This is a genomic window from Aeromonas sp. R10-1 (assembly GCF_040908465.1).
In the GTDB taxonomy this organism is placed as follows: Bacteria; Pseudomonadota; Gammaproteobacteria; order Enterobacterales; family Aeromonadaceae; genus Aeromonas; species Aeromonas caviae.
This window is the reverse complement of sequence record NZ_JBFODT010000027.1, coordinates 57594-71091: the sequence shown is the minus strand read 5'-3', so window position 1 is coordinate 71091 and position 13498 is coordinate 57594. Positions and strand designations below refer to the sequence as shown.

13 protein-coding genes are annotated in these 13498 nt (G+C 58.5%); 8 read left to right on the top strand and 5 right to left on the bottom strand.

Features of this window, described 5'->3' with window-relative positions:
* Positions 1-63: 63 nt before the first annotated feature.
* The 4 genes from trkA to def form a co-directional block, all read right to left on the bottom strand.
* The gene (gene trkA, locus AB5Y93_RS14255) at positions 64-1440 is read right to left on the bottom strand and encodes a Trk system potassium transporter TrkA (protein WP_010672504.1); all 1377 of its coding nucleotides are present in this window, start codon (positions 1438-1440) and stop codon (positions 64-66) included.
* A 74-nt stretch (positions 1441-1514) separates the two neighbouring features.
* Complete coding sequence (gene rsmB, locus AB5Y93_RS14250; RefSeq protein ID WP_368229666.1) at positions 1515-2807, bottom strand: 16S rRNA (cytosine(967)-C(5))-methyltransferase RsmB; 1293 nt, start codon at positions 2805-2807, stop codon at positions 1515-1517.
* A gap of 60 nt (positions 2808-2867) precedes the next feature.
* Positions 2868-3812: a methionyl-tRNA formyltransferase gene (gene fmt / locus AB5Y93_RS14245; protein ID WP_368229664.1), complete on the bottom strand. Its 945-nt coding sequence runs from the start codon at positions 3810-3812 to the stop codon at positions 2868-2870.
* 12 nt (positions 3813-3824) lie between these two features.
* Positions 3825-4337, bottom strand: coding sequence for a peptide deformylase (def, locus tag AB5Y93_RS14240; RefSeq protein WP_010672507.1), 513 nt, complete (start codon positions 4335-4337; stop codon positions 3825-3827).
* 108 nt (positions 4338-4445) lie between these two features.
* Here def and AB5Y93_RS14235 point away from each other — a divergent pair, with 108 nt between their 5' ends.
* The 7 genes from AB5Y93_RS14235 to aroE all read left to right on the top strand — a co-directional run bounded on the left by AB5Y93_RS14235 (position 4446) and on the right by aroE (position 10497).
* Positions 4446-5534 (top strand): LysM peptidoglycan-binding domain-containing protein, encoded by a 1089-nt coding sequence (locus AB5Y93_RS14235; RefSeq protein ID WP_041214093.1) that lies wholly within the window; start codon positions 4446-4448, stop codon positions 5532-5534.
* 1 nt (position 5535) lies between these two features.
* Positions 5536-6651, top strand: a complete 1116-nt coding sequence (dprA, locus tag AB5Y93_RS14230) for a DNA-processing protein DprA (protein ID WP_041212158.1) — start codon at positions 5536-5538, stop codon at positions 6649-6651.
* Positions 6644-7117, top strand: coding sequence for a DUF494 family protein (locus tag AB5Y93_RS14225; RefSeq protein WP_010672510.1), 474 nt, complete (start codon positions 6644-6646; stop codon positions 7115-7117). Before dprA ends, AB5Y93_RS14225 begins: the two co-directional genes overlap by 8 nt.
* Before the next feature lie 55 nt (positions 7118-7172).
* Complete coding sequence (locus tag AB5Y93_RS14220) at positions 7173-7730, top strand: type I DNA topoisomerase (RefSeq protein WP_279990326.1); 558 nt, start codon at positions 7173-7175, stop codon at positions 7728-7730.
* Between the two features lie 273 nt (positions 7731-8003).
* The gene (locus AB5Y93_RS14215; protein WP_039039520.1) at positions 8004-8564 is read left to right on the top strand and encodes a Sua5/YciO/YrdC/YwlC family protein; all 561 of its coding nucleotides are present in this window, start codon (positions 8004-8006) and stop codon (positions 8562-8564) included.
* 100 nt (positions 8565-8664) lie between these two features.
* Positions 8665-9573: an oxygen-dependent coproporphyrinogen oxidase gene (gene hemF, locus AB5Y93_RS14210; RefSeq protein WP_151027781.1), complete on the top strand. Its 909-nt coding sequence runs from the start codon at positions 8665-8667 to the stop codon at positions 9571-9573.
* A gap of 102 nt (positions 9574-9675) precedes the next feature.
* Positions 9676-10497, top strand: coding sequence for a shikimate dehydrogenase (gene aroE, locus AB5Y93_RS14205; protein WP_368229662.1), 822 nt, complete (start codon positions 9676-9678; stop codon positions 10495-10497).
* A 980-nt stretch (positions 10498-11477) separates the two neighbouring features.
* Here the strand turns inward: aroE and yihA are convergent.
* Positions 11478-12131: a ribosome biogenesis GTP-binding protein YihA/YsxC gene (gene yihA, locus AB5Y93_RS14200; RefSeq protein ID WP_041212162.1), complete on the bottom strand. Its 654-nt coding sequence runs from the start codon at positions 12129-12131 to the stop codon at positions 11478-11480.
* Between the two features lie 143 nt (positions 12132-12274).
* Between yihA and AB5Y93_RS14195 the strand changes: the two genes are divergently transcribed.
* Positions 12275-12892 (top strand): cytochrome c, encoded by a 618-nt coding sequence (locus AB5Y93_RS14195; protein ID WP_368229660.1) that lies wholly within the window; start codon positions 12275-12277, stop codon positions 12890-12892.
* Positions 12893-13498: the final 606 nt, after the last annotated feature.

The following is a 13498-nucleotide window of genomic DNA, read 5'->3' as shown; positions in this document are numbered from 1 at the left end:
GACCCGGACCTTTCCTGAGAAAAGGGGCCGGGTCCGGATACCGTTGCCAGAGACATGGCCGGCTTACAGGAAGAAGGGACTGGGCTGGAACAGACGCTCCACTTCCGGGATGTACTTCTTGTCCACCAGGAACATCACCACGTGGTCATCCTGCTGTATCTGGGTACGATCGTGGGCGATCAGCACCTCATCACCGCGCACCACTGCGCCTATGGTGGTGCCCGGGGGCAGCTTGAGCTCGCCCACTGTCTTGCCCACCACCTTGGAGGTGTTCTCGTCCCCGTGAGCGATCGCCTCGATGGCTTCGGCCGCCCCGCGGCGCAGGCTGTAGACGTTGGCGATGTCGGCACGGCGCACATGGGTCAGCAGGGCAGAGATGGTGGCCTGCTGGGGGGAAATGGCGATGTCGATGGAGCCGCCCTGTACCAGGTCCACGTAGGCGCCGCGCTGGATCAGCACCATGGTCTTCTTGGCCCCCATCTTCTTGGCGAGCAGGGCCGACATGATGTTGGCCTCATCCTCGTTGGTCACCGCGATGAAGACGTCGATCTGGTCGATGTGCTCCTCCGCCAGCAGCTCCTGATCCGCCGCATCGCCGCAGAAGACGATGGTGTGTTCCAGATGCTCGGAGAGCTGCTCCGCCCGCTTCTGGTTGCGCTCGATGAGCTTGACGCTGTAGCGCTTCTCGAGCTGGCGGGCGAGGCCGGCGCCGATGTTGCCGCCGCCGACGATCATGATGCGCCGGTAGGGGCTCTCGAGGCGTTGCAGCTCCGACATCACGGCGCGGATATGGCCCGCCGCGGCCACGAAGAACACCTCGTCATCGGCTTCGATGATGGTGGTGCCCTGGGGGCGGATGGAGCGCCCCTGGCGGAAGATGGCGGCGACCCGGGTTTCGATGTTGGGCATGTGTTCCCGCAGGGTGGAGAGCGCATTGCCCACCAGGGGGCCGCCGTAATAGGCCTTGACCGCCACCAGGCCCACCTTGCCGTCGGCAAAATCCACCACCTGCAACGCCCCCGGATACTCGATCAGGCGACGCACGTAGTCGGTCACCAGCTGCTCGGGGGCGATCAGGTGATCCACGGGGACGGATTCGGGCAGGAACAGGCGATCCCGCTCCACCAGATAGGCGGGGGAGCGAATGCGCGCCACCTTATTTGGGGTGTTGAACAGGGAGTAGGCGACCTGGCAGGCGACCATGTTGGTCTCGTCGCTGTTGGTGACGGCGACCAGCATGTCGGCATCCTGGGCGCCGGCTTCGCGCAGCACCCTGGGATGGGCGCCGTGGCCGTTCACCACCCGCAGGTCGAATTTGTCCTGCAGTTCGCGCAGGCGCTCGCTGTCGGTGTCGACGATGGTGATGTCGTTGTTCTCGCCGGCGAGATTCTCGGCCAGGGTGCCACCCACCTGACCTGCGCCCAGAATGATGATTTTCATAAGGCCATCTTACTCAAGGTTGTTGCTTCGTAATGAGGCGACCCGTCACCGGGCCTGCCATCCGCCGGTTCGGCCTACAGCTTGATGAGCTTGGCATAGTAGAAGCCGTCCATCTCCGCCTCGCCGGGTAGGAACTGGCGACCCGGACAGGCCGGGGTGTCTTCTGCATGCAACGGCACCAGGCGGGCATCCGGGGTATCGGCCAGGAAGGCGCGGATCTGCTCCCGGTTCTCTTCCGGCAACACGGAGCAGGTGGCGTAGAGCAGGGTGCCGCCCTGCTTCAGCTTGCCCCAGAGGGCATCGAGAATGCGGCGTTGCAGCTCGGCCAGTTCGCGGATGTCCTGATCCCGGCGCAACCACTTGATGTCGGGGTGACGGCGGATGACGCCGGTGGCGGAGCAGGGGGCATCCAGCAGGATGCGGTCGAACTGCCCCTGTGGCCACCACAGATCCGGCGTGCTGGCATCACCGTGGATCACTTGGGCCTGAAGGCCGATGCGATCCAGGTTCTCCTGCACCCGCTTGAGGCGGTTGTCATCGGCGTCGACGGCAACCACGCCGGCAAGGGCCGGCTGGCGTTCCAGCAGGTGGGCGGTTTTGCCGCCGGGGGCGGCGCAGGCGTCCAGCACCCACTCGCCCGGCTGGGGATCGAGCAGGGCGGCGGCTTGCTGGGCGGCACCGTCCTGCACCGAGCAGTCACCCTGCTCGAAGCCGGGCAGCTTGGTCACGTCGCAGGGGCGCTCCAGCAGGATGCAATCTTCCCCTTCCACACCGGCCATGGCCGGGATGCCCGCCTCGCTCATGCGGGCCAGCATGGCCTCGCGGCTCTGGCGCTGGCTGTTGTTGCGGATCCACATGGGCGGGCGCTGGTTGTTGGCCTCCATGATGAACTCCCAGTCATCGGGATAGGCCTGACGCAGGCGCTTGGTGAGCCATTCGGGGTGGCCGAGGCGGACGCTGGGGATGCGGTCGATGCGCAGCAGGATCACTTCGGCGCTGCGCTGGAAGTTGCGCAGTACGCCGTTGATGAGGCCGCGCAGGGAAGAGCCCTTGAGCAGCTTGACGGCGTTGACGGTCTCGGCCACGGCGGCGTGAGCCGGAATGCGGGTATAGATGAGCTGGTAGAGGCCGACCAGGATGAGGTAGTGGAAGATGCGGCTCTTGTTCTTGAGCGGCTTGTCCATCATCTCGCTGACCGCCGCATCGAGGCGGGGCAGCCAGCGCAGGGTGCCGTAGCAGAGTTCTTGCAGGAGGGCGCGATCGCGAGGGGCGACCTTCTCCTGGGCAGCAGGCAGAACGGCGGAGAGAGATTGACCCTGATCCAGCACCTGTTGAATGACGAGAGCAGCCTGTGCGCGTGTTTTCATAGCGTTACCTTAGATGCACAAGTCGGGGCCAGGGCCCCGCTTGTGTCAATTCAATCCAGATCAAATCAGTTGCGTGCCAGGTTCAAACCAGTCGCGGCGAGAGTTGAGCAGATCCGAAACGGACATGGCCTTCTTGCCGGGAGGTTGCAGGGTCAGTAGGCGCAGCACGCCCTGACCGGTGGCAACCTCGATCCCCTGCTTGTCGGCCTTGAGCAGGGTACCGGCTGCCTGGCCGTGATCCTGTGCGACGACCTCGGCCTGCCACACCTTGACGGTCTGTCCGGCGACGTCGAACCAGCTGATGGGCCAGGGGTTGAAGGCTCGGATGCAGCGCTCGATGGCAACGGCGTCCATCGACCAGTCGATGCGGGCCTCTTCCTTGGAGAGCTTCTCGGCGTAGTTGGCCAGCGCATCGTCCTGGGGCTCGGCGGCGGTGTCGCCGGCAGCCATGGCGTCCAGGGTATCGACCAGTGCCTGCGGGCCCAGACCGGCCAGCTTGTCATAGAGGCTGGCAGAGGTCTCATCACTGGCGATGGGGCAGGTTACCTTGCGGATCATGGCGCCGGTGTCCAGCCCCACGTCCATCTGCATGATGGTGACGCCGGTTTCGGCATCCCCCGCCCAGATGGAGCGTTGAATCGGGGCGGCACCGCGCCAGCGCGGCAGCAGGGAGCCGTGCACGTTGATGCAACCCAGACGCGGCGTATCGAGCACCGCCTTGGGGAGGATGAGGCCATAAGCCACGACGACCATCAGATCGGCACCCAGAGCGGCCAGTTCGGCCTGCGCCGCTTCATTGCGCAGGGAGGCAGGTTGATAGACCGGCAGATTGTGGGCTAGCGCCAGCTCCTTGACCGGGCTGGCAGTGAGCTTCTGGCCGCGACCGGCGGGCTTGTCCGGCTGGGTATAAACGGCGACGACCTCGTGGCCGGAAGACAACAACGCCGCCAGATGACGGGCGGCGAAGTCGGGGGTACCGGCAAAAATCAGTTTCAGCTTGTTCAATGGAGCGGATCCTCAGAGGACTTTGCGATCTTCACGGGCCATCTTTTCCAGCTTCTGACGAATGCGCTGGCGCTTGAGCGGGGACAAGTAATCCACAAACAGCTTGCCGACCAGATGATCCATCTCATGTTGTATGCATATGGCGAGCAGATCGTCCGCTTCCAGCTCGAAGGTGTTGCCGTGGCGATCTTGCGCCCTGACCTTGACCCACTCGGCGCGCGGAACCAGAGCACGGTTGCCGGGCACGGAGAGGCAGCCCTCTTCGATGCCGGTGCTGCCGGACTGCTCCAGGATCTCCGGGTTGATCAACACCAGCTGTTCTTCGCGGTTCTCGGAGACATCGATGACGATGATGCGCTGATGAATGTCGACCTGGGTCGCGGCCAGGCCGATGCCTTCCTCCGCGTACATGGTTTCGAACATATCATCTACAATGTGTTGTAACTCGGGTGTAAAGGCTTCGACAGGGGCCGCGACTGTGCGCAGACGCTCATCGGGGAAACGCAATACATCTAGAATGGCCATAATTTTTTCTTTAGTTTCATATAAACGCAGTCAATATTGACGTAATTCTAGTCATTTACGCCGACAAAAAACAGCAACACTTTGCGTGCAGAAGTAACAGGGAGTGTTATGTATCTGAAGCAAATCGTCGTCGCCTGCCTGGCGACAGCCCTGGCCGGTGGCGCCATGGCACAGCAGTTGACGCTCAAATCCGGTTACCCCGAGACTTATGTGGTGCAAAAAGGGGACACCCTCTGGGACATCTCGGGCCAGTATCTGGCCGAACCCTGGCTCTGGCCACGCCTCTGGAACATCAATCCGCAGATCGCCAATCCCCACTGGATCTATCCCGGTGACGTGCTGCACCTGAGCTGGGTCAATGGTGAGCCTCGGCTCGGCAAAGCCAGTCAGGGGGGCAAGCAGGTCATCCGTCTCTCGCCCAAGAACCGCTATGAAAACAAGGCCAATCCCATACCGACCCTGCCTCTGAGCGAGATAGCGCCCTTCCTGCAGACCGACCACATTCTGGCCAACAGCCAGCAGAGCAAGGATCTGCCCTATGTGCTCGGCAACAATGACAAGCATGTCGGGATGCTGGAGGGCGACATTCTCTATGTGAAAGGAGCCCTGAACCCGGGCCAGAGTTATGGCCTCTATCGCCCGGGGGTGGCATACAAGGACAAGCATACCGGCGAGTCGCTCGGTCAGGAGGCGATTTTTGTCGGCACGGTGCGGGCAGAGGAGTACCTTGCCCACGACACCACCAAAGTGACGCTGACCCATAACCGGCGTGAGGTGTATCAGGGCGACAAGGTGATGCCGCTGCCATCGCAGGAGAGCATCTCTGCCGTGTTCATGCCAAAGGCGGCACCCTCCATTTCCCCCGGCTATGTGATCGAGCTGCCGAGCAAGGTACATGGTGGGGGCAAATTTGATGTGGTACTCATCAACAAGGGGGAGCGTGATCAGGTGGCCCCGGGCGATGTGCTCGAGATCCTGCGCCCGGGAGCCGAGATGGTGGACAAGAATGGCAAGGTGTCATACCGGGAATATTCATCCGTCTATGACAAGGCGTTCTATTCTGCCGGCAAGTCATCGCTGCCTGCCGAGGCCGTTGCCAGAGTCATGTTGTTCAAGGTCTACGACAAATTGAGTTACGGTCTTATCCTGCAGAGTCAGGATCTGGTCGGCTCTGGTTATCAGGTCAGTAATTTCTGACGTGTCCTTGCCACTGGAGCGGTTGTCGCTATGGCTGACGCTGGATGCCGTTACAGGCATAGGCCCGGTCACCGCCGCTCGCCTGCTGGCTCATGTGGGTGGTGACATCACAACTCTGTTTGACTCAGACGATGGCGCCCTGCGAGTTCTTGGTCTGCAGAGTGCCCAGATTCAGCAGATGAGATGGCCTCTTCCTGTCGTGGAGCAGGGATTGAGCTGGGCCGCCGAGTCCGGCAATCACCTCCTCTGTCCCGATGACCCCGCATATCCTGCCCTGCTCAAAGAGATTCCCGGCGCCCCGCTCTTGCTTTACTGCCGCGGGAACGTCTCATCCCTCTCCCTGCCACAGTTGGCGATGGTGGGTACCCGCCACCCCACCTATGCCGGCAAAGACAATGCGACACGCTTGTGTGCCGAGTTGGTGGGCTGTGGTCTGGCGATCACCTCCGGCCTCGCGTTGGGCATCGATGGAGTCTGCCATCAGCAGGCGCTGGCATCGGGCGGAATCACCCTGGCGGTGCTGGGATCCGGTCTGGATTGTCTCTACCCCAAGCGTCATCAGGGGTTGGCGATGCAGATCCTTGAGCAGGAAGGTCTGCTTGTTTCCGAGTTGGCGCCCCAGCAAGGCCCCCTGGCTGAACACTTCCCTCGCCGCAACCGTATCATCAGTGGCCTGTCGCTGGGGACACTGGTGGTGGAAGCGGCAGAACAGAGTGGTTCGCTCATCACGGCCCGTTATGCGCTGGAGCAGGGCCGCGAGGTCTTTGCCGTTCCCGGCGCCCCGCAAAATGCACAGGCAGCAGGGTGCAACCGTCTGCTTCAACAGGGTGCCAAGCTGGTCTTGAATGCCGCCGATATCCTAGAAGAGTTTCCAAGGCTGGTCTTGCCCCCTGGACCCGCCAACGGTTCTTCCGAGGCGCAGCATAATAGCGAATTGCCTTATGCCGATTTGTTGGATAACGTAGATTATGAGACCACGAGCGTGGATACCGTTGCCGAACGGGCCCGGCTTCCTGTCGATGTCGTACTGGGCAGGTTGGTAGAGCTGGAGCTGGTTGGTGCAGTGATGGCGGTAGCCGGTGGATACGTCAGAGCGAGGAGGGCGAATCATGTTTGATGTATTGATGTACCTTTTCGAGACCTACATCCACAGCGATGCAGATGTGATGGTCGAGCAGGATGAACTCACCGACGAACTGAGCCGGGCCGGTTTCGACAAGGACGAGATCGAGAAAGCGCTCAACTGGCTGGAGCGACTGGCCAACCTGCACGACAGCGAGCGGGAAGTCTATGTCACAGCAAGCCAGCAGGGCTCTATGCGGATCTATGCGCCGCAGGAGCTGGTTCGCCTCAGTACTGAATGTCGCGGTTTCCTGCTGTTCCTGGAGCAGGCGCAAGTGCTGAATGCCGAAACCCGTGAAATCTGCATCGAACGGTTGCTCGAGCTGGACAAGCCGGACATCGAGCTGGACGATCTGAAGTGGGTCGTCATGATGGTGCTGTTCAATGTGCCAGGCAGCGAAAACGCCTACCAGCAGATGGAAGAGCTGGTGTTTGACGAGTCGGACGGCGTCATCCACTGACAGCCCGGTGCCGCGCTGGTAGAATTCAGGCCATCTGGATTTCAAGGCGCGGCCCATGTCAAAGATCGATCACCACCTCTTCTCTGCCCACGAACATGCCTTCGAGCGCGAGCCGTGCCCGCAGTGTGGTGCTGAACTGGTGATCCGCCAGGGCAAGCACGGTCCCTTCCTTGGTTGTTCAGCCTATCCCGCTTGCGATTACATTCGCTCCCTCAACCCCTCTGGCCGCGACATAGAGAAAGTGCTCGAGGGGTCGTCCTGTCCGGATTGTGGCCATCCACTGGCCATCAAGAAGGGTCGTTACGGTCTGTTTGTGGGATGTACCCAGTACCCGGCCTGTCAGCATATCGAATCCCTTCAGGAGAGTGACGATACCCAGATCCTCTGCCCGGAGTGTGGCAAAGGTCATCTGGTGAGCCGCACATCCCGTTATGGCAAACAGTTCTACTCGTGTGACGCCTATCCTCACTGCAAGTATGTGGTGAATGACAAGCCGGTTCCCATACCCTGTCCCGAGTGTGGCTGGGGCATCATGGTCGAGAAGAAGGTGCGGGGAAACCTGCGCTGGGTCTGCCCGCAAAAGAAATGCTCCCACCAGATTGAGCGGGTATAATCTCGCCGCCCGTGATCAGGCAGGCGGATGGCTGGTCAGCGTGAGGTTGTGAGCCGATGCGCATCGCCCAAGTCGCCCTGCTCCTGATCGCCATCTCAAGCTCCCTGCGGTTGTTCGGTTCACTGATGCACGCAAGCGTCTGAGCCGAAATGCATGACTGAAGAGGAGCAGGGATATAGCCCATATCGCAGCAGTGATGGCCCCGATGCCGTCATGTCGGTTCAACATACAATCCAGTGATGAGAGGCGGCAGCGTGGCTGTCGCATGTGCTTATGCCAAATGAATTTGAACAAGCGGTTGCCGCCCTTCAAGGAGAAGGGGTTATCGCCTATGCCACCGAAGCCGTGTTTGGTCTGGGGTGTGATCCTGATTCCGAAGCCGCCGTGCAGCGGCTGCTGGCCATCAAGCAGCGGCCGGTGGAGAAGGGATTGATCCTGATCGCGGCAGATCTGGCGCAATTGCAGGACTACATCGACCTGAGCCAGCTCAGCGATGAGCAGCTTGCTCGCGTGCAGGCGAGCTGGCCTGGTCCCTTCACCTGGATCATGCCCGCTCGCGCGACGACGCCGTCCTGGTTGACCGGTCAGTTCGAGACCCTGGCGGTGCGGGTCACAGGCCATCCCCAGGTGCAAGGGCTTTGCCGGGCATTTGGCAAACCGCTGGTGTCCACCAGTGCCAATCTAACCGGTGAGGAACCCGCTCGCCGGGTGGCTGATATTGGCGATCTGCTGGCAAGCCAGCTGGCTTACATTCTGCCCGGCGAAGTCGGGGGGCAAGCCAACCCGTCCGAAATCAAGGACGCCCGCACCGGGGCCATCATTCGCCCATCCTGAGTTGGGCACGACCCTGTTTCATGCAGGTTGTGCGATGAGGTCATGACAATACGAGAAGTGCAGGCTGTGCATGCATGATGCCTGTCTGACAGGAGATAAAATGAGCAAACCGGATGTGGCCCAGGTAAAAGCCTTCCTGCTGCAATTGCAGGATGATATCTGCCGTGGCCTGGAGCAGGCCGATGGATGCGGGCACTTTGTGGAAGATGCCTGGAGTCGCGAAGGTGGTGGTGGCGGTAGAACACGGGTGCTGCGCCAGGGGGCGGTGATCGAGCAAGGTGGGGTCAACTTCTCCCATGTCTATGGCGATGCCATGCCGGCATCCGCGACCGCACATCGTCCCGAACTGGCTGGCCGCAGGTTTGAGGCCATGGGGGTGTCGCTGGTGATCCACCCGCATAATCCCTATGTACCGACCAGCCATGCGAATGTGCGGTTCTTCATCGCCGAGAAAGAGGGGGAGGAGCCGATCTGGTGGTTTGGTGGCGGCTTCGACCTGACGCCCTTCTATCCGTTCGAAGAGGACGTGAGGCATTGGCACCAGGTCTCCCATGAGCTCTGTCAGCCGTTCGGCACCGACATTTATCCCGAGTTCAAATCCTGGTGCGATCGTTACTTCTTCCTCAAGCATCGGGGCGAGACGCGCGGGGTGGGTGGTCTTTTCTTCGATGACCTGAACCGCTGGCCCTTTGCCGACTGCTTTGCCTTCATGCGTGCAGTGGGTGAGGGTTACCTGGCGGCCTACTTGCCGATTATCGAGCGACGCAAGGAGCTTGCTTATGGGGAGCGGGAACGGGCGTTCCAGCTTTATCGCCGTGGCCGCTACGTGGAGTTCAATCTGGTCTACGACCGCGGGACCCTGTTCGGACTGCAGACGGGGGGGCGCACCGAATCGATCCTGATGTCGATGCCGCCGCTGGCGCGCTGGGAGTACGACTGGCAGCCGGAGGCTGGCAGCCCGGAGGCATTGCTCTATAGCGACTACCTCAAACCGCGCGAGTGGTTGTGACCAGAGGGGCCATGATGGCCTCTTCTTATTGCCGATATTCGGCTTGTTCCTTCATGAGAAAACCCGTTAAATCGGGATATTGCTCTCAAAAGGAACGCCTTGATGGATCGTTATCTGGTTTTTGGCCACCCCGTGCGCCACAGCAAATCTCCCTTCATTCAAACCCTGTTTGCTAGGCAGACCCAGCAAGAGCTGGAGTATGGTCTGGCAGAACCTGCTGTCGATGAGTTTGCCAGCGCTCTGAACCACTTCTTCGCCGAAGGAGGGAAGGGGTGCAACGTGACCGTGCCTTTCAAGGAGCAAGCCTTCGTGCTGGTGGAGCGGCTGAGCCCCAGGGCCAAGCGGGCGGGAGCGGTCAACACCATCAAACTGACTGATGATGGTGTGCTGCTGGGTGACAATACCGACGGCGCCGGGCTGGTCGCCGATCTCAAGGCTCACGGAGTGAACCTTGCCGGTAGCAGGATCCTGCTTCTGGGGGCCGGTGGCGCAGCTCGTGGTGCCCTGGCCCCCCTGCTGGCGGAAGCGCCGGGCGAGATCGTCGTGGTCAACCGTACCCATGCCAAGGCGGAACAGCTGGCTGTGGAGTTCAGGGATCTGGGCAGCATCAATGCTCAATCCTATGAACAGCTGGTGGGGCCGTTCGATCTCATCATCAATTCCACCTCAGCGAGTCTGCAAGGAGAGTTGCCACCTTTGGCGCCAACCCTCATCCACCCGGACATCGCGATCTACGACATGATGTATGGCGCAACGGACACAGCCTTCATCGGCTGGGCCAAACAACATGGCGCGCGCCATACCATGGATGGATTGGGCATGCTGGTCGAGCAGGCTGCTGAGGCCTTTACCGTATGGCGAGGGATCCGGCCCGGCACCAAGCAGGTATTGAGAGAGTTGCAGCGCAATCTGGGCGTCGTGTGAACCAGCTTGTGCGTTATATTGGGCTGTCGGCAGATCTGATGTAGAGATTCTGCATCTCTGGATAAGGGCTCCCTCGTGATGCGGCACGGCACGTGTGATGTGAAACGGTCGTTCTGCGGTGGGTGTGTGGCAGAACAGGTGCCATTTTTATAAAACCATTGCATAACAATAAGTTACTTTTACTTTGCCGTCACTCGCAGAATTTTTTTGAGTTTTTTCTCAAAGCAGCGGAACTTCTGTAACGGACTGCTGACTAACTGGATAGTTGAGGAAGTGCTAGCTAGTCACCTTTATAACTCCCCGGTATTCGTACTGGGGATTTTTTTATCTGCATGAAAATTATGAATATTTTTTTCCTTCCCTATCTTTGAAACTAAATTACATAAATTACTTTCACTTTCTGCTGCTTTGCTGTACAGTTGTCGGCGTAGGGTACAGAGGTAAGATGTTCTATCTTTCAGACCTTTTATTTCACGTAATTGAATGTGGCTGAATAGCAGCCCCGATGAGTCATTGTCGGGGCGTTTTTTTATGAGCAACATTTAGAGTAAATGCTTTAATTGTTGCCGTTCTTTGTTAGAATGAAGGCGTTTCTTGAGGAAAACCAATCGTCTTTGTTCTCGAGAACTCGCTTTTTCCCAAATTTTTGAACTCATTTCTTCAGGCCGGTTTGCAATGGCAAGACCGGCCTCATTTTTATCCCTACATTGCCTCATCGTGTAATTAAATTTCAGTTTCGTTTGTTACAGCCTTCAATTTTGATTTTTTACTCGATATCCATGAAAACGGTATCATGTTGATGATTAGTTAATTCTTTTCGCGTCGAAATATGCTATCAGTATGATTTAAATATATTTTTTGAGGTTATTCTTCAGAGATGGCGAAGGCGGGGAGGAAGGGCTCGGAGATGGGGGGATCATGAAAGCCTTTCAATCAGCGGAGGTCCAACTCCGCCAATTGCAGCCAGGGAGAGGAGTCGTTTACTCCTCGTTCTGATGATCTTCGTCGTCTGCCTGGGCGTTGTCTGCTTCGGATAGATACCAGCCGCTCAGGGTCTGGGCCAGCTTCTCGACGCCGATATTGGTCAGAGAAGAGAATGCTTCAACCTGGATCTGCGGGCCCAGTTCTGCCACCGCCTGACGAACCTTGATCACCTGGTTGTTGCGGGGCCCCGGGCTTAACTTGTCCGCCTTGGTCAGCAACAGCATCACCGGCAGTTCACGGTGTGAACTCCATTCCAGCATGTTCATGTCGGTTTCCTTGAGCGGATGGCGGATGTCCATCAGGATCACCAGACCTTTCAGGGACTCCCGTCGCTGCAGGTATTCAGCCAGTGACTTTTGCCACTTGAGCTTCATTTCCAGCGGAACCTGGGCATATCCATAGCCAGGCAAGTCAACCAGGCGTTTGCCCGGCTCCAGCTCAAACAGGTTGATCAGCTGAGTACGGCCAGGGGTCTTACTGGTACGCGCCAGGTTCTTGTGTTTGGTCAAGGTATTCAATGCAGACGATTTGCCAGCGTTGGAACGACCGGCAAACGCAATCTCGACACCCCCATCATTTGGCAGGTGGCGGATGTCGGGTGCGCTGGTCACAAAATGCACCTTATTGAAATTCAGAGTTTGTGTATCCAACGTAAATTCCCCATAGAGATAGAGGGTTATAGAGTTACTTTTTTGTGAAATAGTGTAAAATGGCGTCGCTTGAACGCGTTTATTTTAACATGCCTTCAGCGGCATGGGATCTGGAAGCCTAATAACGAGAAAGTTGGAACGCCATGAAGAACCTAGTCATTACACTTGCTCTGATGGTTGGCGTAACTGGGATGGCACAAGCCAAGGGCGATGCCGCTGCGGGACAAACCAAGGCTGCCGTCTGTGCGGCCTGTCATGGACCGGACGGCAACAGCCCAGTCGACATGTATCCCAAGATTGCTGGTCAGCACGCATCATATATCAAAAAACAATTAGTTGAACTGAAGGCTGCAGCTTCTGGCCAAACTGGTCGGGTTGCGCCCGTCATGGGACCCATGGCGTTGCCGTTGTCCGAGCAGGATATGGACGATCTTGCCGCCTATTTCTCCAGCCAGAAGGTGACGCCGGTTGCCGTGCCCGATGATGTGGTTACCGCAGGCAAGGCGCTTTATATGGGGGGAGACATGGAGCGAGGCCTGGCCGCCTGTACCGCCTGTCATGGCCCACGGGGTTCCGGCGTCGAGCAAGCGAAGTACCCCAGCCTGTCAGGGCAGCATCCCGCCTATATCAAGGCCCAGCTCACCGCTTTTCGTTCGGCGACCCGCGACAACGATCCCAATGGCATGATGCGGGATGTGGCCAAGAAGCTGACGGATCAGGACATCGAGGCGCTCTCCAAGTATGTGGCGGGGCTTCACTGATATAGCCTGTTAGTTATCTTGTTGAAAAGAACAGGGAACCATTGTGTTCCCTGTTCTTTTTTGAGGTTGTAGCGATCGCCCGTAAACAGCCTGCGTTGCTGTAAGAGATCTTCTATATACGGGGCTGGTCGTGTCTGAAAGATTGCTCACGTATATTTTTTTATGTTTTGTTTTTCAATGAATTAAGAAATAGAGCATCACTTTGTACCAGTTCGAAATGTGCTTTGGTTGATTGAGTCATCCAGCGAAGAAGTTACAGTAGGCAATCAGGATTGGCCGGAGAGAGGGTGCAAGACTCGTCTTCGGTTTGACAGGATGTCGGCTCGGAGCATGCGATGAGCAATAGATGCAAAAAGCCAGGATGGTGACCGCCAGGGATGAGCGGGGCTGCGGGAGGCAACCACCCCGATGGGAGGCAGGATGTCGCCGGTTTGGGTTAGACAAACAAACACACGCACACTCAGGACTGGTCAATAAGGATCAGGATGATCCAACGAAATGATGCGCCGTGGTTCGCCTAGGGATAAGGCGATTGGCTACCAGGGAATGGCACTCGCATGATGGAAAAAGGCAGCTTCGGCTGCCTTTTTTCTATTGGGTCATTAA